The sequence below is a fragment of the Caballeronia sp. LZ065 genome, assembly GCF_031450975.1.
Classification (GTDB): Bacteria; Pseudomonadota; Gammaproteobacteria; order Burkholderiales; family Burkholderiaceae; genus Caballeronia.
In genome coordinates this window covers 694185-717704 of sequence record NZ_JARUXV010000003.1, presented here as the reverse complement: position 1 = coordinate 717704, position 23520 = coordinate 694185, and the positions used below count along the sequence as shown (strand labels likewise).

Genomic DNA, 23520 nt, shown 5'->3' with positions numbered 1-23520 from the left:
CACAGGCGTCCGCGTCGTGCTTATACGAAAGCATGCTCCAGCAAGACCTTCAGCGAATTGCGCGCAGGCGTGCCCTGGGCGCTCAATGGCGCTGTGCAGAGCCGCCTTTCGTGCGCACACCGCTCGCCTATGATGGAAATCGCAGCCGGGCTTCGCAGTATCAGACGGCCGGTTCGCTATCCCGACGGAGCATCACCCGCATGAGCGATTTCTTCGGCACACCCGAGTCGGACGAAGCCAGCGTGCGCGAGCATCCGCGACATCAGCAGATGTTCCCCGTCCTGACGGAGAGCGATATCGAACGGTTGCGCCGTTTCGGCGAGCCCTGCCGGCATGCGCGCGGCGCATTGCTGTATCGCGCAGGCAGTCTGTGTCCCGGCGTCTTCGTTCTGCTCTCCGGCAAGGTGCGTATCGTCAGCCGCGACGCCCTCGGACACGAACGCGTTCTCTGCACCTACACGCAGCGCGGCGCATTCACGTCCGACGTGACCCAGTTGTCGAGCAAGCCGGCGGTCGTGGACGCTCATGTCATCGAAGACGTCGACGCGCTGCTGCTGCGTCCCGATGCGCTCCAGGCCGTCATGATCAGCGAAGCCGACCTCGGTGAAACGATCATGCGCGCGCTGATCCTGCGCCGCGTGCTCGTGTTCGAACGCGGTCAGGGCGTGGTGCTGGTGGGCTCGTCGAGCGATGCGCGCCTGCTCGACCTGCAGACCTTCCTGCGCCGCAATGTGTTTCCGTGTACCGCCCTCGATGCCGAAAGCAATGCCGAAGCGCTCGCGGTGCTCGAACGCCTTGCCCCCAAACCCGATGACTTTCCTCTGGTCCTGTGTCCGGACGGCACCATTCTGCGCAATCCCGACGCGGGGCAACTGGCATCGTGCCTCGGCCTCATTCCGGACTTCGACCCGGCGCATGTGTATGACGTGGCGATCGTCGGCTCAGGCCCGGCCGGGCTGGCGACGGCGGTGTATGCGGCGTCGGAAGGCTTGTCGGTGGCGGCGCTCGATTGCCGCGCGCCCGGCGGTCAGGCAGGCAGCAGTTCGCGCATCGAGAACTATCTGGGCTTTCCGACCGGCATCACCGGTCATGCGCTCGCCGGACGCGCTTTCGTCCAGGCGCAGAAGTTCGGCGCGCATATCGGCATTCCCTGCGAAGCGATGGCCTTGCACTGCGGCGACGCGCTGCCGTCCGTCGAACTGACGGACGGCCGGCGCATCACGGCGCGCACGATCGTGATCGCAACCGGCGCGGAATATCGCCGCCCCGATATTCAGGGTCTCGCACGCTTCGAAGGCAACGGCGTCTATTACTGGGCGACGCCGCTCGAAGCCCGGCTATGCCGCAAGGAACCCGTCGTGCTGGTCGGCGGCGGCAATTCGGCGGGGCAGGCCGTGGTGTTTCTGGCGTCGCATGCCGAGCACGTCCATCTGTGCATTCGCGGCGCGAGCCTGCGGCACAGCATGTCGCACTATCTGATCGAGCGGATCATGGCGCTGTCCAATGTGACGCTGCACGTTCGTACCGAGCTGACCGCGCTCGAAGGCGATGCCCGGCTCGAACGCGTTCACTATCGGCGGGAAGACGGTGCCGCCGACACGGTGGCGACGCATCATCTGTTCGTTTTCATCGGGGCGCAGCCGAACGGCAATTGGCTCGCGACCTGCGGCGTCGCGCTGGACAGCAAGGGCTTCGTCCTGACCGGCATGCAGGTGCCGCAACCCGAAGCCGCCACGATGCCCTTGCAGACGAGCGTGGCGCGCGTATTCGCCATTGGCGATGTGCGGTCGGGATCGATCAAGCGGGTTGCGTCGGCGGTCGGCGAAGGCGCGGCCGTGGTCGCGCAGATCCATGCTTGTCTGGCTGAGACTGACTAGATGGAGCGCGGGCGCTTCCCTGCCCGCTCAGCCCCGGCGATTGCTCTCGCAGTCTTCCCAGTAACGCAGCGGATCATGGTGGTCCGGGTAGTGTGCGTCCAGCCATGCAGTGAGCTTGGGCCAGTCCGGATGACGGGTTCCGGTCTGTGCGGACCAGTTCGACGACCGCTCAACGATACGCCCGTTCTCGCGATCACGAACCAGCACGCTGCCGAGTCCGTTCGAACCATCCGCCTGCGATTCGACGAGATAACGCGGCAGCAGCCGGAACTCGGCATCCTTGGCCCAGCCGTACACCGCGCGCACGCGGCCGCTGGCGTCGCGCAGCTCGATGGCGCCGGTCTTGGGGCGAATCGCTTCCCATCCTTCCGGAAACTCGGCGACGATTTCGTCCTTGCCTTCCCTGACCCATTTCACGTGCAATGCCTGCGTCATCGCTTCGCGCATCCGGGCCGCCGACGCATAGCCTTTCGGCAGATCCATTCCAACCGGCAGCGTAATCAGGTTGTCCTTCCACAGCGCCGACTCCTCATCGTCGACGCGCTTCACGACGTTGGACACGTCGGGACCGAACGGATTGTCCGGGCGTTTCGACACGCTCTGCTTCGACGGCGCCAGCCCTTCGAAAAGCCGCTCGGCATCCATACGGGTTAATTTGGCTTTTGACTTGTTCATTGCTGCATGACTCCATGGTCACTTCTGCTCGACCTGCATGGGCGGCTTCATGGCGAAGCCATCGGGCCACGGCGGGTATCGAATCGCACAGGTTCAGGTTGCCGACGCCAGGCTCGAACAGAAGAACGGGTCGTGTCGGGAGTTTCGGAGATGAAGTGGCGGTCACGCCGCTCGTGCAGCGCCCTTTTTCAATCATGACGGGCACGGCATGAACAGGGACCGGGTAGGCCGGAAGGCTTTCGGGATTCACCAACGATCGTATCACGAGCCCGCCTCCCGGCCGACGGTCCGCCCAGGCGCTCAATCCGATGCCGCCATTAATCGATCAGCGCATAAAAGCTGGCCAGCGCCGCGAGAACCGGTTCAAAAAACGCGGGATCCAATGCATGCCCCATCGCGTCCACGACATGCAAGCGCGCCCCCGGTATCACGGACGCAGCCCACTGCGCATGTTCCAGCGGAAAGATCGGGTCATCGCTACCGTGAATCAGCAGTACGGGAACGTGCAACGAAGCAAGTTCGTTCGATTGCAGCATCCGCGAACGCTTCTGTGCCAGCGCGTGATGACTGTTGTTGGCGAGTTTCGCGGACAGGCCATCGGTTCTCCGCATGAGTTGCGCCGCATACGCACGGCCGAGCGTCAGCCAGGTGTGTTCATCGAAAGGCGAACGCGGCCCGGCGGCGAGCCGGAAATTGTCGACGAAGCGCTGCGCCAGCGCTTCAGCCGTCACCGGCGCACTCGCATTCAGCGCGATGACTTGTGCAACGTAGTCCGCCGAGGGACGCGGAAGTTCGCCCGCCCTTGGCGTGAGGCCCGCGAAAGCGTCGTTCTTGGGCCGCAAATCGGCCGAGGACATCATCACGGTCAGGCTGCATAGCCGCTCCGGCTGTTGCAGCGCCATCCAGTATCCGATCACCCCGCCTTGCGACAAGCCGATGACGTGAGCGCTTCGTGCACCCAGCCCATCCAGCACGGCAAAGGCATCGGCGGCGAGGTCTTCCAGCGTGTAGGGCGCCTCGTCGAAGTCGATATAGGTGGAGAGCCCGGTGTCGCGGGCATCGAAACGGACGACGCATAGACCGGTGGCAGCCAATGCTTCACAGAACCTGTCAGGCCATACGAGCCCGGGGGCGCTATTGCCCATCAGCAGAAGCGTCACGGGATCGGAGCGCGAGCCGAACACTTCGACATGAAGCTCGACACCATTCGCCTGAAGTCTTTCGCTTTCGGGCATTCGTCTTCTCCAAAGCAGCGCTCAGGATGGCTTGAACCATTCGTTCGCGACGCCGTAGAAAAGCGCATCGCGCTCGTCGGCGGAGTACGTTTCGACGAAGCCCGCATAACGCGCGTATGACTCCGCAAAGCCCGTCGACAGTCCTGCAATCGGCATATGGCTGCCGAACATGCATCGCGAAACGCCGATGATGTCCAGCGTAGCGCGCACCCATGGCTCCGCCTGATCGGCCGTCCAGCGCATGCCGAAGATACATTCGAGCGCCGACATGCTCACGCGGATGTTGTCGCAACGCGCCAGTTCGGCGAGATTGCTGCGCCAGCGTGCGAAGCCGTCGTCGGACAGGTCGAGGGGCCAACCCATCACGGCCACCGTAAAACCGATATAAGGATGGGCGTTGATGACAGCCGTCAACGCAGGCAACTGATGCGCGAATATCTCCAGACCGCACTTGAGTGAACGCCCGTCGAGCAGACTCAGTTGCTTGCACCACGCCGGGTCGTCGAGAAGATCGGGCCGTTTCGCGAATCGCCTGAGCGGGTTCGCCGGGTCCCATACAAGGTGCTCGCGCACGGCGGTCAGATTCGGCAAGCTTTGATATTGATCCAGTTTGCGTTCGAGTTCCGGATCGAGAAAATCGACCATGGCGACTAGCGCGTGCCGCACGTCAGACTCGGTCGCGCATTGCTGTGCCCATGACGCTTCCTGCCACGGATCGTCGGACAGGAACTCATGCCAGACCACGCCTTCGATGCGATGATCGCGCGTATCCGCCAGATAGCCGGCCAACAGATCACGTCGCGGCAGCGCGTCGTAGTGGCCGACGAAGGCTTCATAGCCCGGATCCACGCGTTCCAGGAAGGCGTGACGATTATGTCCCGAGTCGTAGAAGTGGACATGTGCGTCGACGATCCTGGCTGGCGTGCTCATGAACGTCTCCAATACAGCCGTTTCAACCCTGCTGCGCCGCCTGATGCTGCGGATACCAGCCGGTGAACTTGATCGCCGCATACAGCGCGGCAACCGTGATGACGATGCCCACCGAATGCGGCACCGACGTCATGTACGCCATCAACATATCGGCCGCGACCATCACCGCGAACGCGAGCGCCCAGGCGAGGGATATCGCGTAGTTGGTCCGAACGAAGCCGGGCGAGGTCCAGAGTTTGGGCGCCACCCTCTCGCGAGCGTACTGCAACGTGAACGGCTGACGCAACAGGATGGACGCCAGGACGATCAGCAAGAGCCCCGCATCGACGCGCAATCTCACCTCGGCCACCGACCACGCCGCGCCATACGCGAGCGAATACAGCGTCAGTGCGCCGAACAGCAGGAAGGTGCCAAGTTCGAGAATCTTCACGCGACGTTCGCTCGACAGCACATCGCGCACCAGCAACATGGCCGAGATGACCGCGCCGGCGGCCAGACCGGCCGGTATCCCGACAATACGCTCGATCACGACAAACGCGATAAAAGGGGCAAACGCCAGCAGCATGTCCATTACAAAACTCCTGCGAAAGAGAAGATCAATGGACACGAACCGCTCACTCCGCGCCTGTTCGTCTGCCGATATGTGTCCAGTGGAAACATTTTGACTTCGTTCGCGCGATCGGTCAACATGTGTTTACGATGGAAACATATGGACAAAGGCTGCCTGATGAACGAAGCACCCAGAAAATCGCGCCGGGGACAACCCAAAGCCGCGACGGATCAAGCCCCGCCGGGCCGGCCCTATCACCACGGCTCGCTGCGCGAGGCCCTGCTTGAGGCAGCGGAACAGGTGCTACGCCGGGACGGTCTGCGCGGCCTGACCTTGCGTGCGATTTCCCGGGAAGTCGGCGTGTCGCATACGGCCCCGCAACGCCACTTCAACGACACAGCCGGTGTGCTGAGCGAACTGGCGGCGATCGGACATCACCGGCTTGCCGCGTGGATGGCGAAACAGGCCAAAGGCATCGCGGACCCGCTGGAACGACGCAAGGCAATCGGGCGGGGCTACATCAGCTTCGCGGTCAAGCAGCCGGATCTGTTCAGGCTGATGTCGCGCAACGAGTTGCTCGATCAGTCGAACGAGGCGCTTATTCAGGCCAGAAGAATGTCGATTCGCGCGCTGGCCGGCACGCTCGGCCAGGCAAACGCGCCGGAACACGCGATACAGCGCATCGACACGGCGCGGGCAATCGAGATGACGGCGGGTTGGGCCTATGTGCACGGGCTTGCGATGCTGCTCATCGATGAACGCCTGAACAGCATCGCGCAGATCACCGACGATATCGACAATGCGGCCGCGCTGGTTGCGGCCGTTCTCGAACGCATGCGCCTGTCTCCCGCCGACTAGCTGCGTAGATGCCCAGGCTGGTTGCCACGGGAGACCGTATCGCCTTCTGGATCATCGCGGCACGATGCAACTGGGCAGCCCCAGAAAACATTCACTTCGAGCGCAAATGGACTAGTTGGATCACCCATTCTTGGCACTTTCTAGTGGAACAAGATTCTTCCACAATGCATTACACGATGCCCCGGCGCGAACGGCTGTGCGCAACTCACAGCCTCGCCGGACGCGTCGCGTAATCATTCTTATGTTCGGGAGAATCTGCCATGAAGATCGTCGTATTGGGTGGTTCCGGCCTGATCGGATCGCGTGTCGTCGCACGGCTCGGCGCGGCCGGTCATGAAGCGCTTGCCGCGTCGCCAGGCAGCGGTGTCAACGCCATCACGGGCGAAGGGCTCGATCACGCTTTTGCCGGCGCGGATGCCGTTGTCGATGTCACGAACGCGCCGTCGTGGGAACCACAGGCGGTACTCGATTTTTTCCGCACGTCGGCCCGCAATGTCGGCCGCGCCGAAACGGCGGCGGGTGTACGTCATCACGTTGCGCTCTCCATCGTCGGATGCGACCGCACGCCGGAGAATGCCTACTTCGTCGCCAAGGTCGAACAGGAAAAGCTGATCGAGGCCTCAGGCGTGCCGTACTCCATCGTCCGCGCGACGCAGTTCATGGAGTTCATCGGCGGTATCGCTGATTTCAGCACCGTCGATGGCACGGTCCGCATCGGCGAAGGCCTGTTCCAGCCGATCGCCGCCGACGACGTAGCCGACAACCTCGCGCAGGTCGCGCTCGGTGAGCCGGTGAACGGCATCGTCGAAATCGCGGGTCCCGACCGGAAGCCTTTCGCGGAAATCGTCGCGCGCTATCTGAAAGCGCACGGCGACACGCGCCCGGTCGTGACGGATCGCGAGGCCCTCTACTATGGCGGCCGTGTCGAGGAACAGTCGCTCGTGCCGCTCGGCCAGGCGCGAATCGGCCGCATCAGTCTCGAGCAATGGCTCGCGCAGGCCGACAAGCGCTGAGTTCAACACCCGCATCCATGCGGCGGAATGGCTTCGATCGAAACCTTCCCTCATTCCGCCGTCAAGCCACACTCTCCTCTCCTGGGTCAAATTACCGCGCATCGAACGCAGCGGACAAACCGCTCGCACGCTGCACGCTCGCCCGCACCGCCTGCTCGACCAGGGCCATGCCGCCCGCGCTTGCAATCGTCAGGAACTTTCGGGCGCGCGTGATCCCGGTATAGACGAGTTCGCGCGTCAGCACCGGGCTGATCCGCTCGGGCAGCACCAGCGCGGCGTGCGTGAATTCGGAACCCTGCGACTTGTGCACCGTGAGCGCGAACACGGTCTCTACGGCTTGCAGACGGCTCGGCAACACCCAGTGGATGCGCGACGAGCCGTCGCCGGCGGCGAACGCGACGCGCAACATCGGCTTGCCGTCGCTGCCCGGTCGCGCGAGCGTGATGCCGATATCGCCGTTCATGAGTCCCAGTTCGTAGTCGTTGCGGGTAACGAGCACTGGCCGTCCCGCATACCACTCGGCGCCCGCGTGAATCAGATGCTCATCCTGCAACAGCCGCGCGATGCGCCGGTTCAAGCCCTCGACACCCCACGGCCCGCGCCGCAGCGCGCTCAGCAACTGGAACTCGCCGTGCGCGCGCAGTACCGCATGCGCCCAGGCGTCGAAGGCGTCGTCATCGGCGTTGGATGCGGGTGTGCGGTCGTGCATCGTCTTCAGATAGTGCCGGTAGCCGTGGCGAACGGGCGTCTCGGCAAAGAGGTCGCCGGTCACGCCCGTCGCGGCCACCGCGCCTTCGACGGCCAGCGCCTTCAACACCGCATCGCCGCGCTCGGGACAGTCCACGAATGCGATGTCCTCATGCCCCTTGGCGAGAATCCTCGCGAGGTCGCCGCCCTTGCCTTCGTTGACGGCATGCGCGAGCTTGCCGATCCCGCTCGTCGATGAGAAGCGGTGGCTCTTGCGCAGCATCGCGATGCCCTGGTCCAGCGCCCCGCCCGCCGGATCGATGTAGCGCTCGGCGACGCGCTCGCCGCTCGCCGCTTCGAGCCACGCCTGCGTGGCCGGCGTGTAATGCGCGCGCGTGGCCCGGCTGCACAACTCGCCCAGCACCGCGCCCGCTTCGACCGACGCGAGCTGGTCCTTGTCGCCGAGCAAGACGATGCGCGCCCCGCGCGGCAAGGCGGCGAGCACCGCGTTCATCATCTCCAGATCGACCATCGATGCTTCGTCGATCACCAGCACGTCGAGCGACAGCGGACGCCCCGCGTGATGGCGGAAGCGGCGCGAGTCCGGCACCGTGCCGAGCAGCCGGTGCAGCGTGGTTACATCGACGGGAATCGCCGCGCGGATCGCTTCGCCTTGGGCAAACGCGTCGAGCGGCAGTTTCGCGACCGCGCCTGCAATCGATTCGTTGAGCCGCGCCGCCGCCTTGCCGGTGGGCGCGGCGAGGCGGATGCGCAACGCGCGCGGCTGCTCGGCGCGAGACAGCGCCTGGGCCTGCAACAGCGCCAGCAGCTTGACGACCGTCGTCGTCTTGCCGGTGCCCGGCCCGCCCGTCACGATGGCGAACGCGCTCTTCGCGGCCAGCGCACAGGCCAGCTTCTGCCAGTCGGCTTCGGCTTCGTCGCCGGTGGCATGCGCAGCGGGAAACAGCGCATCCAGCGCATGCCGCAGCGTGGGCATGTCGAACGTGTCGTGCGCCGTGTCGTCGGCCACGATGCGCTCATGAATCGCGTGGCACACGTCCTGTTCGTACCGCCAGTAACGACGCAGATACAGCCGCTCGTCCGACAGCACGAGCGGCGTGTCGCCCGGGCCATCGCTCAGCAAGGCGGGATGAGCCAGCGCCGCTTGCCAGCGTTCGAGCGTCACGCCCTTGAGCACGCTGGATGGCAGCAAATGCGCGTCGTCGTCATCTTCTGCCCCGGAATCGCCGCGAGCGGGCGCGCCATCCGGCGGCAAGGACAACGCGAAAGTGGGATCGGACAGCGTCGCGGACAAGTCGAGACACGCATGCCCACGGCCGAGCTGATGGCTGGCAAACGCCGCCGCCAGGATCAGCAGGCCGGAGGCGTCGTTGGCTTCGCGCGCGAGAAACTGCGCGAAGGCCGCATCGACCTCGCGCAGCCAGCCGCGCTGCACCCATTGCGTGAGCAGTTGTATTGCGTCATGGGCGCTGTCGAGCGCGCGCCGTGCATCGAAGGGAACGGCGGCCGGCGCCAGAAAAAACTGCGTGCTCATTGTGTCTCCAGTCCGGCAGCAAGGGCGTGCCGCTCGCCCATGAACAAGGCGTCGAGCCGTTCGATCAGCGCGCGTGGCGGACGCTCCGCGCACACGCCCTGCGACGGCGCATTCAGGCCGCGCACGAACAGATAGACCGCGCCGCCCATGTGCACGTCGTAGTCGTAGTCCGGCAGGCGCGCCTTCAGCAGACGATGCAGCGCCAGCAGATACAGCACCATCTGCAAGTCGTAGCGCGAGCGCAGCATCTGCGTGCGAATCCGCTCGACGGTGTAATGGGCGTCATCCGCGCCGAGCCAGTTCGACTTGTAGTCCGCCACGTAATAGCGTCCGTCGTCCTCGAAAACGAGATCCATGAAGCCCTTCAGCATGCCGTTGAGCTGCGTCTGTTCGAGCGCAGGACGCTCGGCGCCGCCGAAGGTGTGCGCGCACACGAGCCGGTCCATTTCGATGGTGTCGACACGTTCGGCCGCGAACCAGAACTCCATTTCACCGATGGCCGTCTTCAGGCCGGCCAGCGTGAACGACGCCGGCCGCACGCCGTATGCCGGTTTCAAGACAAAGGGCGTTGAGATGATCTGCTGCATCCACGCATTGAGCGGATCGATCCAGCGCTCCCAGCCGCGCACGCTGCAACGCCGCGCGATGACTTCGCGCAGTTCGGCGGGTTCGCTCGCGGTCTGTGCAAAGCCCCGTTCGGCGGCCCATTCGAGCAGGTCGTGCAGGAAGCTGCCCTGCTCCGAACCGCGCGGAAAGTCGTGCAAGGCGGCGGCGGTGTCGCTGGACGGCGCGACGGTATCGGGCGCAGTGTTCTCTTCGCCGCCTGCCGGGTCCTCGCCATCGCTCTGCGCGTCGCGGATCTCGTTGAACACATCCTGGCGGCGCGTTTCCGGCTCGACGGTATGCACGCCGCCCGCCGTCTTCAGGCTCGAATAGCTGGCGATCCACCACGCTTCGCGCACCACGCGCGCCGAGACGCGGGCCGCGCCGCGCTGCTGGTCCGTTCCATCCGCCTGGAACCGTTCGACGCCCGCCTCGGGCGCAGGCAGCAACGCCACATCGTCCGACGCCGCGAAACCTTCCTGCAAGGCCGCGCCGAGACGCGCGGGCCCGAGCGCATGGCGCCCGTTCAGCAGATAGCCGATCGCACTGCGCTCCAGCGCCTTGAGCGGCGCGATGCCGAGCCACGTCGCGTAACGCGCGCGCGTCAGCGCCACATAAAGCTTGCGCAGGTCTTCGCCGAGACGCTCGTCGTCGGCGCGCCCGAGCATCTCGCCCGCGCCGTCGATGGCGACGTGCAGCGCACCCTTGTCATCGTGCCATTTGATCAGGGTGTCGCTGGTTTCGACTGGACGGTACGCGCAAATGAACGGCACGAACACGAGCGGATATTCCAGCCCCTTCGACTTGTGGATGGTCACCACCTTGACCAGATCGCCGTCGCTTTCCAGGCGGATCTGGCGCGCATCGCCGCCTGCGCCGTCGCCCGCAGCTTCGCGCTCTTCGTGCAGATGCCGGATCAAACCCTGCTCGCCTTCGATCAGCACGCTGGCCTGTTGCAGCAGTTCCGCCAGATGCAGCAGGTCGGTGAGCACGCGTTCGCCGTCGGCGTCCGTGCGCGGTGCGTCGGCATCGAGTCCGAGCAGCCGCGCCGGCACGTGGAAGTCGTTCAGGAAGGTGCGCAGCATCGGCAGGATGCCCTTCGCGCGCCAGACCTCGCGATAGCCGCGGAATTGCAGCATGCACGCTTCCCAGCGCGCTTCGTCGCGGAACAAGGCGTCGAGGTCCGCGTACGACAGGCCGAGCGTCGCGGTAGCCAGCGCATTGCGCACGAGCCGGCCATCTTCCGGTTCGGCACAGGCCGCCAGCCAGTGCGCGACCTCGCCCGCCTGTTCACTGGCGTACACCGAATCCTTGTCGGACAGATACACCGAGCGCACGCCGCGCGCACCCAGTTCCGCGCGGATCCTGCGCGCTTCATCGCGGGTGTTGACGAGCACGGCCATGTCGGCGGGACGCAGCGCGCGCCGCTCCGCTGCGCCTTCGAAGCCCGCCGCGCCGCGTCGGCCGAGTTCGAGCAGGCGCACCATGTCGGTGGCGCACGCCGCCGCCATGCGGTCGAGGTAGGCGCCCTTGGCCAGGGTTTCATCGGCAGCCTGGGATGCGACTGACCACAGCGTCAGCGCGCGCGGCGTCTCGCCCTCCACGACGAAACGGTCCTTGCGGCCCTGCGCGTCCACACTGACGAACGGCACCGGATTCGCCCCGCCGCGCCGGAACAGGAAAGCGCCTGTGCCGTCCTCGCGCGTTTCCGCGAGGTTGAAGCAGTGATTCACGGCGGCGACCATCGCGTGTGTCGAGCGGAAGTTCTTCGCCAGCGTAAACAGACGCGTGCCGCAGGAACGCCGCGCCGCGAGGTAGGTGAAGATATCGGCGCCGCGAAACGCATAGATGGCCTGCTTCGGGTCGCCGATCATGATGAGCGCCTCGCGGCTATCGTCGCCGTCGGCATCCTCCGTGCGATAGATCGCGTCGAAGATGCGGTACTGCACCGGGTCCGTGTCCTGAAACTCGTCGATCAGCGCGACCGGAAACTGCCGGCGGATGACTTCCGCGAGGCGCGCGCCATTCGGTCCCTGCAACGCGGCGTCGAGCCGTTCGAGCAGATCGTCGAAGCCCATTTGCGCGCGGCTCGCCTGCTCGTCGCCGAAGCGGCGCGCCACCCAGCGCGCCGCATGCGCGAGGATCGCGCCACGGCAGGCCTCGATCGCGTCGAGCCTGGGCATGAGCGCCGCGAGCGCATCGAACGCTTCGTGCGATAGCGGCGTCGCGCCGGGTGCGCAGTGTTCTGCAAGTTCACCGGGCGACAGCCGGCTGATCGCCGTCTTCGTCAGCTTCGGCTCGTGCAGTTCAGGATCATTCGCCCAGTCGCTCAGCGCCTGGAGCCATTTGCGGCAGGTGGCCGGCGCGTACTTCTTCTTGTCGTAGATGCCGGCGTTGCGCGCTTCGTCGAGCAGGTCGGACATCTCTGCGGGCCACGCCTTCCACGGCGCCTTCAGGGCCGCGAGCAGTTGCGGACGCGCAGCGAGTTCCTCGGCGGGCGTCTTCGCGGCCGGCAGCAGCGCACTCACATCGAGCAGGTTGCGCAGCGCCTTTTGCAGCGCCTCCGGTCCCGCCGCCCAGTTCGTGACGGCGGCTGCATCGTCGGCATTAAGCGGCGCCATGAAGGTGCGCCAGTAATCGCGCACCACCTCGGCGAGCAGGTCGCTCTGATCCGTTTCGAGTGTCTGTTCGAACAGGCTGTCGCTGTCGAACGCATGCTCGCGCAGCATCCGGTTACACCAGCCGTGAATGGTCGACACCGCGGCCTCGTCCATCCATTCGGCGGCGAGCGCGAGGCGTCGCGCGCACGCGGGCCACAGCGGCGGGTCGTATTGCTCGCGCAGTTCGTGCAGCAACTCGTCGGCGACGGCGTCCGGTTCATCCTGGAAGTAGCGCGCCGCTTCGGTCAGGCGCGCGCGGATACGATCGCGCAATTCCTTCGTGGCCGCGTCCGTGAAGGTGACGACGAGAATCTCCGGCGGCGTGAGCGGACGCGCCGGCGCGTCTCCGTGCGCGGCCTCGGGGTCGTGACCGAGCACGAGCCGCACATAAAGCATCGCGATGGTAAAAGTCTTGCCCGTGCCGGCGCTCGCCTCGATGAGACTGCGCCCCATCAACGGAAAGCGCAGCGGTTCGAGCGGCTGCGGCATCTGGACTTGTTCGAACGAGACGGTCATGCTTCGGCTCCTGCGGCGGCGTCGGTGGCGTCATCGGTGGCGGCGGGATGGCTGGCGAGCGCGGTGAGCATCGGTTCGAGCATGCGCTTCGCATACGACGTGAATTCGCCGCTGGCGACGAGCGCGTCGTAGTCGGGATAGGCGCGCCGCAGCGACGCGCTCCTCCCCACTTCGCTGGGTGTGAACGGCGGACTGCCCTCATACGTGGCGCGCGCCTTGCCGTGCGCCGCGGCCTCGCCCTTGCCGCTTTCGAACAGCCACTTGAGCGCCGTATCCAGCGCGAACGGCAAGGGCCGGGTCATGCCCTCTTCCCACAGCCGCAGCAGATCGGCCAGATGCGTGCGCGCGAGCTCCGGCGCGACCGGCGCCATGTCGACCGTGCCCTTCTTGCTCACCACCACCGTCGTCACCGCGCCGTCGAGGTTCGCGGCCAGATGTTCGACCCACTGCCCGAGCAGCTTCGCGTAGCGATACTGCCGCTTGTCATCGACGAGCGCGCTGGTCGTGAGCAGCAGCCGCGCGACGCGGCCCGTTTCGTCGGTGCGCCAGTGGCCGAGCCAGTCCGCCAGTTCAAGCGTGTTCCGCGCGACGCCCGCCGTCTCGAAGCGAATCTCGCGATCACGCTCGATCACGACCGGCCAGCGTTCGAGCTGCGCGCGCCATGCTTCGAAGAGCGCATCCATCGGCTCGAGCAGCTTGCTGCCCGCGTGATCGCCGAAACCGCCGCTCGCCAGATCGCCCCGTCTCCGGATGGCCGCCATGACGGTTTCGCGGGTCTGTGCAAGCGCTTCGTCAGTGAGCGGACCGGCAGCCTGCGCCTGGATCAGCTCGTTCTGCAACGACCATTGCGCGAGAGGATCGAGCACGAACGGCTCTTCGTCGGCGCTGGCGGCTTCTTCGTCGTCGAGCGACACGCGCAGGCGCTGCCGGAAGAAAGCCTTCACCGGATCCCTGGCAAACTCGGCCAGCTCGCGCAGCGACAACGGCTCTTCGCGCTCGGGCAGCGCGAGCGGCGCGTCATCGGCGGGAGCGGCGTCAGCGGCGGGCGTCTTGCGCCATTCGCCGGCATACGTGAAGAGACGCGCGTCCTCGTCGCGGAAATACGCCGCGCTGAACGGCTGCAAACGATGCTCCACCGTGATGGCCGCGAGCAGACCGGACTCGTCCATCGGCGTCCAGCCCTGCGCCAGGTGATCCCGCAACTGCCCGATCAGCACCGAAGGCGGCCGCTCGCTGTTGTCATTGATGCTGCGCCCGACCCACGACACATGCAGGTGATCGCGCGCCGAGAGCACCGCCTCCAGCAGCAAATAGCGATCGTCCTCGCGCCGCGAACGATCGCCCGGGCGATAGTGGCCGCGCATCAGGTCGAAGTCCATCGGCACGCGGGTGCGCGGATAGTCGCCGTCGTTCATGCCGAGCAGGCAGACGCGGCGGAACGGGATCGCGCGCATCGGCATGAGCGTCGCGAAGGTCACCGCGCCGCCAAAGAAGCGCTGCGACAGTTCGTTCTCGTCGAGCTGCGACAGCCAGTGATCCGCCACCACGGAAAGCGGCAGCGCGTCTTCCAGTTGCGCTTCCGTGCAGGCGTCGAGCCAGCCTTGCAGCACGCTGTCCAGACGCGCGAAGGTATAGGCGTCCTCGGCATCGTCCGAGAAGAAGAAGGCCTCGCGCAGGTCGCGCAGGCGCACGGCCCACTCGGAGGGCGTCGCGGGCGTGCCCAGCGTGGTCCAGGCGTGATCGAGCGCGTCGAGCAGGCGCGCGAGCGGGCCGAGCAGCACGGCATCGAGGCCGCCTACTTCGCCGAACGGCTCGATGCCCTGCCACGCCCCCGCATCGCTGCCGACCGCGTAGCCGAGCAACATGCGCCGCAGGCCGAAGGCCCAGGTATGCAGCGCGTCGGTTTCCTTCTCCTTCGGCAAGCCGAGGCTGGCGCGTTGCTGCGCGTGCAGCCCCCACCGCACGTTGGCGCCGCGCACCCAGGCGCGCAGGCGCGGCAAGTCCGCAGTCGTGATGCCGAAGCGGCGGCGCAGCGCCGGAACATCGAGCAGATCGAGCAAGTCGCTGACCGTGAAGCGCGAGCGCGGCAGATCGAGCAGCGTTTCCAGCGCGCCAATCAAGGGATCAGCCGCGCGCTGACCACGATCGGCCACCGTGAACGGAATATGGCGCGGATCGCCGCGCTCCAGCAGACCGAATACCGCCTGGATATGCGGCGCATAGCTTTCGATATCCGGCACCATCACGATGATGTCGCGCGGCCGCAGGGTGTCATCGGCGTTGAAGGCGGCGAGCAACTGGTCGTGCAGGATCTCCACTTCGCGCTGCGCGCCGTGTGCGATATGAAAGCGGATCGAATCATCGAATTCCGGATCGACGGGCGGCCAGGTCTCGCGCGTTTCGCTGAGCGGACGCAGGTCGCGGATGTCGTCCTGCAACTGTTCCAGCATCGTTTCGGCTTCGCGCTCCTCGAACAGGTCGATCCGCTCGCCGATGTTCGTGAACTGCGCGCGATAGCTTTCGCGGGCTTCGGCGCTGTCGAACTCGTCGAGCAGGCCGATGAAATCGCGCCCCTGCTTGCCCCAGGACGCGAGGAGCGGATGCGCATGCAGATGCAGTTCGTCCGGGTTCAGTTCGGCGGGCGCGCCCGCGCGCCGCGCCTGACGCGAGTGCTCGGCGCGCAGCAGGTCCTTGTCGGGAACGATGTCGGCCCAGTAATGCGCGCAGGGATTCGGCACGCACAACAACACCTGGCTCCAGCGCGACAGCGCCGCGAGCGCCTCCAGCGACTGGCGCGGCAGGCTCGAAATCCCGAACACGACGATACGGCGCGGCAAGCCGGCGGGGCGCGTGTCATGAGGCAGACTAGCGGCGGCCATGAAGGCTTCGTGGACGGCGGCGCGCCCGCCTGTCGACGAAATATCGCCGCTGTCACCGCCCGGCGACTGCGCCACGTCGTCCAGCAACGCGCGCCACAGCGCGGCTTGCCAGCGCTGCTCGTCGGGCAGCGGCTCGGGTTCGCCGCGCGCGCTGATCGTCACATCCTCGCCTTGCGCCCACGCCGCGAGCCAGTCGGCGCGATACATCTGATACTGCTCGAACAGATCCGCGAGACGCATGGCGAGCTGGTAGCGCTTGCGGAGATCATCGTCTTCGCTGATGAAACGCCTGAGCGGCTCGAAGCCCGGCTGGCCGGCGAGCGCCGGCACCACGCGGATCAGGCGCCAGGCGAGGCGCGTGCGGTCGAACGGCGACACTTCCGCGACCTGCTCCGCGCCCAGCACCGCGCGATACGCCTTCCAGATGAAACGCGACGGCAACACGATGTCGAGCGCCGCCGCAATCCCGCAACCGCCCTCGCCGGTCGCAGCACGCGCAGGCGCGGCGAGCGCGAGCTTGAGCCACTGCGCGATCCCGTTGCTTTGCACGAGGATGGTTTCGTTTTCGAGCGGCGCGAGCGGATAGCGCTTCATCCACTCGACCAGCAGGTCGCGCAGACGCTCGGAACGGTTGCCATGGACGAGCATCAGTCCGGGAGACAGGGAATTCGGGTTCAAGCAGACTCCGTATTGAGTGCGGCGGTAGCATGCGGACGGCATCGGGCAGCCGGGCTGCCGGCGGGGATCAATTTTAGCGAATGTGCGAAGGCTGCGATTCGCGTGTGGGGCTTGCGTGCAAACATCGGTGCACAGTGTGAGGGGCGGGTCGGACATATCGTGTCCGAAGCGCGGAACAGTTGGCTGGCAGAGTGGTGGGCACTAAACTCACGGTCGATATGGGACAGCGTGCAAGCGCGTTCCTTTTGCGAAGTCTCAAGCACCGGGAGAACAACAACAATGCACGACATGACTCAGCTGAACGGTTGTGAACGATGCTGGCCCGAATCCTCTGAAGCGGCTTGGCAGGCCCGCCGCGAACTGCGCGAGCACGCCGTATGGATCGATGAATCGCACTTCAACGTGCGCGCGCTGGAATGTATCCACTGCAAGCACCGATATCTTTCGGTGTTCACCGAATCCGTCGACTGGGTCAACGGCGACGATGCGCAACGGTGGCTCGTGGCGCCGGTCAGCGCACACGAATACGAACGCGCGAAAGCGTTGTTTGCAGCGTCGTTGGAAGCGGCGCTGAGCGTCGTGCCCGCGGACCGCCGGAGCCTGTGTCGCGATTTTCCTTCTGATGGAGAAGCGCGGACGTTCTGGTCGAGCGGGTTGCGGGTTGGGGGGCATGATTGACCCACCCTCTCCCGCACCACACTCAACCCTCCTCGGACAACACGAAGTTAGCCGACGACAGCGCATCCTCCCCGCCCCACCGATAGGCGACCAGCGGCCCTTCTCTCCCCGCGCTGTAGTCGACGCACGCCACGTTCGACGACAACGCCTCCGGGCAACCCGTCATCCAGTAGTGTCCGAAGAACACCGGCTTGTCGCCCGCATAACCGCCGATCCTGGCCGTTGCCGGAATCCCGACATCGGGCAATTGCATCTTGTCCTCGGGCGGCACGAGCGCGGCGTCCCGATACGTGACGGCTTGCGGGTCCCACCAGCGCGTGCGCGCTACATGCCGCGTGATGCCCGACTTGTCCTCGAACGCGCAACCCGGCGGCAGCTTCACCTCGATGCCCTTCAACAAGGTTTCGACCTGCCGGTATTCGTTCGAACCTCTGTGGCTTGCCTTGATCATCATGGCCTCGTCGAGGAGACGGCCAGGCTTCAGATGCGGTTCGAGTTCCGCCATGAAGTCCGGATGCCAGCACGCATGCACCACGCGCAACTCGGGCAGATCGAGCCAGAGCGGCAAGGTCAGGAACCAGTCGATCACTTCCGCGTGGACGTGCGGCGTGTGCTCGACCTCGGCCAGGAAAGCAGCGTGTTGATGACGATTTCTCGCGCCTCGCTCTCCATCGCGGGTACGCAGATACGCTTCGTCATGCTCGGGGTCGCGCATGAACCACGCAACGGCATTGAATTCATGGTTGCCCATGACCGCCAGCGCACTGCCTGCGTCCGTCATCGCGCGGACAATCCGGAGCGTATCCATCTGATGCGGACCTCGATCGATGAAGTCTCCGACGAAGATGGCAGTTCGTTCCAAATGACGCATGGCGCCGTCGCGCTCGACGTAGCCCAGGCGTTTCAGCAGCACGCGAAGTTTGTCTGCTTGCCCGTGGATATCTCCGATGATGTCGAAGTTCATTCTTGTCTCGAGTCCTTTGATGGAAGGCTGTCGGTATCACCCCGCTTCGGCCGCGATTATCGCTTCCCCAGTCCCGCCGCCGGTTCATCGTGATCTCATCTCGACTGCTGGTAAACCGGGTGCCATGAGCGCTATCGGACGGGTCGGGAGTCTCAGATAACCGTCACGGCGTCGCCATTTCGCTCCACTGCTCCAGTTTGTCGGCCTGTTTTCGCAGCCATTCGAGCGGCAGCGCCGACGAACCCCATTCGTCGCTGCGGCTCGCATACTCCCCGAGAAACCAGAAATGCCGCGCGCAAACAAACAGCGCAATCGCGGAGTAGTCGTTTGGCGGCACCGGCGACACGTCGCGGTAAGCCTCGACGAAACGCGTCCATCGTTCCCGCTGCTCGTCACTGAGTCCCGGTTCTTCCCTGTGCAGCAACATGGCCCACAGATAGACCGCAAGGTCGTAGGCCAGATAACCCGGGCCGCCGTCGTCGAAATCGAAAAACGAGCCGATGCGGCGGCCGTCCGGAGCGCTCGTGATGAAGGTGTTGCCGCCATGACAGTCGCCGTGGCAGACGACCATCGTCAGCGGCGTGGCCGCCTCGATCTTCGCGACGAGATCCGAGGCGCTCTTCCGCAAGCGCTCCGCAAGCGCCTCGTCCATCGCTTCATGATCCAGCAGCCGCTGTAATGGCCGCGCGACAAGATGCCGGAGATCGAGCACATACTGACTCGGCGGACCTCCATAACCTCCCGCCAGCCGATGCAGCGTAGCGAGGCCAGCCGCCATCGCTGCCGTGTCCTGCGGGTCGGCACCGGGGAATTGCCCTTCCAGATACTCGAACACGACGAGCGAACGTTGGCCTTCGACTGCCTCAACCTCGATACTCAGCGCACCCGTCTTCGTGCCAAGCGGAGCGGCCACATCGCCGCCCGCTTGCTTCAGGTGCCGAAGCAGCGCGGTTTCGTAAGCGACGTTCGACGCCCCTCTCGCCCGCCGCGAACTCAGGCGAGCAATCTTCTTGTGACCATCGGCGAAGCGAAGGAGATACACATCGTTGAAGCCTCGCCTCAGCAAGCGGCAGGTGAACGGCGTATCGAAGGGATAAGCCGATGCAATGAATTCGCCCAGGGCATTCCCGTCTACCGTCGAATACACGGCGCGAAGCGCCCTGGGCGATTGAAACTCGAACTCGGTCATGCAGACGCTCCCCGGTCTGGACTGATCGGGCATTGTGCAGGCATTGGCTTTCAACGAGCCATCGACGATCGCAGCCTTCAGATGCGCTCGAAGATTGCCGCGATGCCCTGGCCGCCGCCGATGCACATCGTCACGAGCGCATGGCGCCCGCCCGTTGCGCCTCGCGCCAGGCGATCTGCGCCACTCGCGCGAAACGGTCGCCCATGGCGCGCGCGTCTTCACTGACCGCCGTGCCCCGCGCGACGCGCGCACGAATGCCATGCAGGATCGCCGCAAAGCGAAACATGTTGAAGACCACGTAGTAGTCGAAGTCCGCAATGCCTTCGCGCCCGGTGCGGCGGCAATAGGCCTGCACGTAGGCCGCTTCGTCGGGCAAGCCGAGTTGCGCGAAATCGAGCCCGCCGATGCCGCCCAGGATATCCGGCGGCAAGCGATACATCATCGCGTGATAGGCGAAGTCGGCGAGCGGATCGCCGAGCGTCGACAGCTCCCAGTCGAGCACGGCAATCACGCGCGGTTCGACGGCATCGAAGATCAGGTTGTCCGCGCGGAAATCGCCATGCGTCAACGCGGTTTCATCGCGCGCGGGCAGGTTCGCTTCGAGCCATGCGATGACGTGGTCCATGTCCGCATTGCGTCCGGCGGCCTCGTCGCTCATATACTGCCGCGACCAGCGCTCCACCTGCCGTGCCACGTAACGCCCCGGCTTGCCATAATCGCCGAGACCGAGCGATACATAATCGAGCCGGTGAAGATCGGCGAGCGTCGCGTTCATCGCGTCGAGATAACTGAATCGTTCCGCCTGCGGTACGTTCGAAAAACCCGATTCCCAAAAGATCCGGCCTCGCACCCGCTCCATCACGAAGAACGCGCTGCCCAGCACCTGCGGATCTTCGCAGACGCCGAACACCTTCGGCACCGGAAAACCCGCCGCGCCGACCGCCGCGATCACGCGCGCTTCCCGTTCGACCGCATGAGCGCCTTTCAGCAGCGGACCAGGCGGCTTGCGGCGCAGCACGTACTCGCGTTCGGGCGTGCGCAGCTGATAAGTCGGATTCGATTGCCCGCCCTTGAACTGCTCGACGTGCATCGGCCCGGCAAAGCCTTCGACGTGCTCCTGCATCCAACGGCCGAGCGCTGCTTCATCGAAGCGATGCGCGTCGCGCACCGGCCCGGTCCCTGCAAAATTCGCCGCGTCAGACACGATAGAGTCCTCCCAGCGCGGCCCGCTTGATCTTCTTGGCCAGCGACCACTTGTGCACTTCGGTCGGACCGTCATAGATGCGAAACGCGCGGATCTCGCGGAAGAACTGTTCCACGATCGAGTCGCGCGAGACGCCGGACCCGCCCATCACCTGAACGCAGCGGTCCGCGACCCTGAACAGCGCGTCCGATACGGCGACCTTGGTCATCGAACTTTCGGTGGTGCCGAGATCGCCTTGATCGAGCACGCCCGCGCACCAGTCGATCATCAGCGCGGCCTGTTGCAGGTCGATCGCGTTGTCGGCCAGCATGAAGCCGACGCCTTCGTGATCGATCAGCCGCTTGCCGAAAGCATGACGCTGGCTCGCGTAGTCCACCGCGATCTCCTGCGCACGCACCGCGAGTCCGAGCCAGCGCATGCAATGCGACAGACGCGCCGGCGACAGACGGATCTGCGCGTACTCGAAGCCGCCATGCACCTCGCCCAGCACCGCCTCCGACGCCACCCGCAAGCCGCGAATGGCCACGCGCGCGTGGCCGCCCGGCATCGAACTATCGATCGTATTCAGCACCCGCACGATCTCGATGGCCGGATCGGGCAGCGACACGAGGAACATGGTGGCGCGCGGCTTGTCGCCATCGTCGGTGCGCGCCATGACAATGCCCACCTTCGCGCCGACCGCACCGGTGATGAAGGTCTTGTTGCCGTCGATGATCCACGCATCGCCATCGGGCCGCGCGGTGGTCTTGAGCATGCCCGGGTCCGAGCCCGCGCCGCCGTCTTCGGCGGGTTCCGTCATGAAGAACGCCGAGCGCGCCTCGCCTGAGACCAGTTGTTCGAGAAAGCGCGTCTTCTGCGCCGGTGTGCCTACCTTGCCCAGCAAGTACATGTTGCCTTCGTCGGGCGCCATCGTGTTGACGGCCACCGGTCCGAGCGGCGATAGCCCCGAGCGCTTGAGCACGGCGGCGGTTTCGAGTTGGGACAGATGCGCGCCGTCGGACAGGATGTGCGGCGTCAGCACGCCGGCCTCGCGTGCAAGCGCCCGCAACTCCGCGACCAGTTCCGCCGACGGACCATGCGGACCGAGGCGGCCATCGCGTTCATACGGGATCACGCGTTCACGAACGAACGCTTCGACGCGGTCCGCGATCTCGCGGCTGCGTGCAGTGGGAGGAGCGGTCAGCATGGGTCGATGGAGTGATTTAGAGACTGCTGGTCAAATGGCCGCCATCCGCGACGATGACGGTCCCGGTCATGTAGCGCGATGCGTCGGAGGCAAGCAGAAGCAAGGGGCCGTCGAGGTCGTCGAGTTGCCCGAGGCGGCGTTGCGGAATGCGCCGGATCAATGCTTCGCCGGCGGGCGTGCGCCAGAACGCCCGATTCAGTTCGGTCTCGATGTAGCCCGGCGCGATCGCATTCACACGGATGCCATGGCGCGCCCATTCGAGCGCAAGCGACTGCGTCAGCTGAACCACGCCCGCCTTCGACACCGCATACGGCAGCACATTGCCCGCCTGTCTGAGCCCGAGAATCGACGCCACGTTGATGATCGATCCCGCGCGGGCCTTCAACGCGGGCATCAACGCCTGGGCGACGAAAAACATCGCCTTCAGGTTGGTATCGACAACGGTATCCCAATCGGCCTCGCTCTGCTCGACGGCGGATTTGTCGATCATCACGCCGGCGTTGTTCACGAGCACGTCCAGTTCGCCGATCGACTCGGCCATCTGCTGGCGCGAAGCGGCATCGTTGACGTCGATCTGGATGAAGGACGCATGGCCGCCCGCTTCCTTGAGACGCTCGACCCGCTCCGCCAGCAGGCCGCCGCGCCGCCCGGCGAGAATCACCTCGGCGCCTTGCGCGGCGCACACCGACGCGAAGTGAGCGCCCAGTCCGCTCGATGCACCGGTCACCAGAACGTGCTTCCCGCGCAGGCCGAATGTCTCCTTCGGGCACATGAAGTCTCCTTATTGTTCAAGCCGATTGTTGGACAATCTTAAGGAACAAAATCGTTTTGTTCAACTGTTATGATCCGCCGATGAACGCAAAAACCTCCACCCGCTCCGCTCCGGATGACAACGCTGCGACCGACGCCGACAAGGGCGCCGCATCCGACGCGGTGTTCCTTGGCATCCTGCGCGGTCTTGAAAGCCAGGCGTTCGTGCCGGGCCAACGGCTGGTGGAAGCCGATCTTTCCACGCGCTTCGGGGTCAGCAGGAATTCGGTGCGCGAGGGCCTGCAACGGCTGGTGGCCGAGGGTGTCATCGAGTTGCTGAAACACAAGGGCGCGGTGATTCGAACGCTCGACGTGCAGGACACGCTGGACGTGCTCGACGTCGCCGAATTGATGACGGGTCTGCTTGCACGCGGAGCGGCGCGCAATCACGCCGATGCGCCGCTTGCCAGCAAGGTGCGGCAGAGCCTGCGCGAACTCGCCCGCGCCGACGATGCCCGCGACGCCCTTGCCTTCACCCTTGCACGGCGACAGTTTTATCGGGCGCTGCTGGAACTGTCGCGCAATCGCGAACTGAAGCGCCTCTTCCCGACGATTCATATGCCGATCGTGTACGCGCAGCATCGGCTGCCTTCGTTGCAGCAGATCAGGTTGCGCGACTACAAACGCATTGCAAGCGCGGTGCTTGCGGGCAAGGAAGACGAAGCCGAAGCGCTGGCGCGCGAGCATGTCCAGACGGTGCGTGCGTGCATTGTCGAAAATCACGCGCGGATGAATGACGCCGATTGATCAGGCGTGAGCCAGCGGCTGTTTCA

The 23520-nt window shown here is 65.3% G+C and carries 17 protein-coding genes and 1 pseudogene; 5 read left to right on the top strand and 13 right to left on the bottom strand.

Going from position 1 to position 23520, the window contains the following annotated elements; genetic code table 11:
• Nucleotides 1-200: 200 nt before the first annotated feature.
• Nucleotides 201-1877, top strand: coding sequence for an FAD-dependent oxidoreductase (locus tag QCE63_RS23450; protein ID WP_309836349.1), 1677 nt, complete (start codon nt 201-203; stop codon nt 1875-1877).
• Nucleotides 1878-1904: 27 nt separating this feature from the next.
• Here the strand turns inward: QCE63_RS23450 and QCE63_RS23445 are convergent, their stop codons facing one another.
• From QCE63_RS23445 to QCE63_RS23430, 4 genes are all read right to left on the bottom strand, one after another.
• Entirely contained in the window at nt 1905-2552 is a 648-nt protein-coding gene (locus tag QCE63_RS23445) for a hypothetical protein (RefSeq protein ID WP_309836348.1), read from the bottom strand.
• Between the two features lie 317 nt (nt 2553-2869).
• Nucleotides 2870-3787 (bottom strand): alpha/beta hydrolase, encoded by a 918-nt coding sequence (locus tag QCE63_RS23440; RefSeq protein WP_309836345.1) that lies wholly within the window; start codon nt 3785-3787, stop codon nt 2870-2872.
• A 21-nt stretch (nt 3788-3808) separates the two neighbouring features.
• Nucleotides 3809-4717, bottom strand: coding sequence for an amidohydrolase family protein (locus tag QCE63_RS23435; RefSeq protein WP_309836343.1), 909 nt, complete (start codon nt 4715-4717; stop codon nt 3809-3811).
• Between the two features lie 22 nt (nt 4718-4739).
• Complete coding sequence (locus QCE63_RS23430; protein ID WP_309836341.1) at nt 4740-5288, bottom strand: hypothetical protein; 549 nt, start codon at nt 5286-5288, stop codon at nt 4740-4742.
• A 156-nt stretch (nt 5289-5444) separates the two neighbouring features.
• Between QCE63_RS23430 and QCE63_RS23425 the strand changes: the two genes are divergently transcribed.
• Nucleotides 5445-6125 carry a TetR/AcrR family transcriptional regulator gene (locus QCE63_RS23425; RefSeq protein WP_309836340.1) on the top strand — a complete coding sequence of 227 codons (681 nt, stop codon included), beginning with the start codon at nt 5445-5447 and terminating at the stop codon, nt 6123-6125.
• Nucleotides 6126-6385: 260 nt separating this feature from the next.
• A complete protein-coding gene (locus QCE63_RS23420; RefSeq protein ID WP_309836338.1) occupies nt 6386-7138 on the top strand; it encodes an SDR family oxidoreductase in 753 nt (250 codons plus the stop codon).
• A 91-nt stretch (nt 7139-7229) separates the two neighbouring features.
• Here the strand turns inward: QCE63_RS23420 and recD are convergent, their stop codons facing one another.
• From recD to recC, 3 genes are read right to left on the bottom strand one after another with little or no spacing between them, the layout of a single operon-like run.
• Nucleotides 7230-9380: an exodeoxyribonuclease V subunit alpha gene (gene recD / locus QCE63_RS23415; RefSeq protein ID WP_309836336.1), complete on the bottom strand. Its 2151-nt coding sequence runs from the start codon at nt 9378-9380 to the stop codon at nt 7230-7232.
• On the bottom strand, nt 9377-13159 hold the full coding sequence (gene recB / locus QCE63_RS23410) for an exodeoxyribonuclease V subunit beta (protein WP_309836335.1): 3783 nt from the start codon (nt 13157-13159) through the stop codon (nt 9377-9379). Before recB ends, recD begins: the two co-directional genes overlap by 4 nt.
• Entirely contained in the window at nt 13156-16716 is a 3561-nt protein-coding gene (gene recC / locus QCE63_RS23405; protein WP_309836333.1) for an exodeoxyribonuclease V subunit gamma, read from the bottom strand. Before recC ends, recB begins: the two co-directional genes overlap by 4 nt.
• A 279-nt stretch (nt 16717-16995) precedes the next feature.
• Between recC and QCE63_RS23400 the strand changes: the two genes are divergently transcribed.
• Nucleotides 16996-17394, top strand: coding sequence for a hypothetical protein (locus QCE63_RS23400; RefSeq protein WP_309836331.1), 399 nt, complete (start codon nt 16996-16998; stop codon nt 17392-17394).
• A gap of 22 nt (nt 17395-17416) precedes the next feature.
• Here the strand turns inward: QCE63_RS23400 and QCE63_RS23395 are convergent, their stop codons facing one another.
• The 6 genes and pseudogenes from QCE63_RS23395 to QCE63_RS23370 form a co-directional block, all read right to left on the bottom strand.
• Nucleotides 17417-17983: a hypothetical protein gene (locus QCE63_RS23395; RefSeq protein WP_309837367.1), complete on the bottom strand. Its 567-nt coding sequence runs from the start codon at nt 17981-17983 to the stop codon at nt 17417-17419.
• A 147-nt stretch (nt 17984-18130) separates the two neighbouring features.
• Nucleotides 18131-18358: pseudogene (locus QCE63_RS23390) on the bottom strand (metallophosphoesterase); the annotation flags it as partial.
• A 163-nt stretch (nt 18359-18521) separates the two neighbouring features.
• A complete protein-coding gene (locus QCE63_RS23385; RefSeq protein ID WP_309836330.1) occupies nt 18522-19547 on the bottom strand; it encodes a phosphotransferase in 1026 nt (341 codons plus the stop codon).
• A 130-nt stretch (nt 19548-19677) separates the two neighbouring features.
• A complete protein-coding gene (locus tag QCE63_RS23380; protein WP_404990187.1) occupies nt 19678-20754 on the bottom strand; it encodes a phosphotransferase in 1077 nt (358 codons plus the stop codon).
• The gene (locus QCE63_RS23375) at nt 20744-21937 is read right to left on the bottom strand and encodes an acyl-CoA dehydrogenase family protein (RefSeq protein WP_309836328.1); all 1194 of its coding nucleotides are present in this window, start codon (nt 21935-21937) and stop codon (nt 20744-20746) included. Before QCE63_RS23375 ends, QCE63_RS23380 begins: the two co-directional genes overlap by 11 nt.
• Nucleotides 21938-21953: 16 nt before the next feature.
• Nucleotides 21954-22709: an SDR family NAD(P)-dependent oxidoreductase gene (locus QCE63_RS23370; protein ID WP_309836326.1), complete on the bottom strand. Its 756-nt coding sequence runs from the start codon at nt 22707-22709 to the stop codon at nt 21954-21956.
• Nucleotides 22710-22789: 80 nt separating this feature from the next.
• Between QCE63_RS23370 and QCE63_RS23365 the strand changes: the two genes are divergently transcribed.
• Nucleotides 22790-23494, top strand: a complete 705-nt coding sequence (locus QCE63_RS23365) for a GntR family transcriptional regulator (RefSeq protein WP_309836324.1) — start codon at nt 22790-22792, stop codon at nt 23492-23494.
• Nucleotides 23495-23520: the final 26 nt, after the last annotated feature.

Excerpts from the sequence above, each read along its gene's own strand:
- QCE63_RS23450 (WP_309836349.1), top strand. The coding sequence starts at position 201 with ATGAGCGATTTCTTCGGCACACCCGAGTCGGACGAAGCCAGCGTGCGC.
- QCE63_RS23445 (WP_309836348.1), bottom strand. The coding sequence starts at position 2,552 with ATGAACAAGTCAAAAGCCAAATTAACCCGTATGGATGCCGAGCGGCTT.
- QCE63_RS23440 (WP_309836345.1), bottom strand. The coding sequence starts at position 3,787 with ATGCCCGAAAGCGAAAGACTTCAGGCGAATGGTGTCGAGCTTCATGTC.
- QCE63_RS23435 (WP_309836343.1), bottom strand. The coding sequence starts at position 4,717 with ATGAGCACGCCAGCCAGGATCGTCGACGCACATGTCCACTTCTACGAC.
- QCE63_RS23430 (WP_309836341.1), bottom strand. The coding sequence starts at position 5,288 with ATGGACATGCTGCTGGCGTTTGCCCCTTTTATCGCGTTTGTCGTGATC.
- QCE63_RS23425 (WP_309836340.1), top strand. The coding sequence starts at position 5,445 with ATGAACGAAGCACCCAGAAAATCGCGCCGGGGACAACCCAAAGCCGCG.
- QCE63_RS23420 (WP_309836338.1), top strand. The coding sequence starts at position 6,386 with ATGAAGATCGTCGTATTGGGTGGTTCCGGCCTGATCGGATCGCGTGTC.
- recD (WP_309836336.1), bottom strand. The coding sequence starts at position 9,380 with ATGAGCACGCAGTTTTTTCTGGCGCCGGCCGCCGTTCCCTTCGATGCA.
- recB (WP_309836335.1), bottom strand. The coding sequence starts at position 13,159 with ATGACCGTCTCGTTCGAACAAGTCCAGATGCCGCAGCCGCTCGAACCG.
- QCE63_RS23400 (WP_309836331.1), top strand. The coding sequence starts at position 16,996 with ATGCACGACATGACTCAGCTGAACGGTTGTGAACGATGCTGGCCCGAA.
- QCE63_RS23385 (WP_309836330.1), bottom strand. The coding sequence starts at position 19,547 with ATGACCGAGTTCGAGTTTCAATCGCCCAGGGCGCTTCGCGCCGTGTAT.
- QCE63_RS23375 (WP_309836328.1), bottom strand. The coding sequence starts at position 21,937 with ATGCTGACCGCTCCTCCCACTGCACGCAGCCGCGAGATCGCGGACCGC.
- QCE63_RS23370 (WP_309836326.1), bottom strand. The coding sequence starts at position 22,709 with ATGTGCCCGAAGGAGACATTCGGCCTGCGCGGGAAGCACGTTCTGGTG.
- QCE63_RS23365 (WP_309836324.1), top strand. The coding sequence starts at position 22,790 with ATGAACGCAAAAACCTCCACCCGCTCCGCTCCGGATGACAACGCTGCG.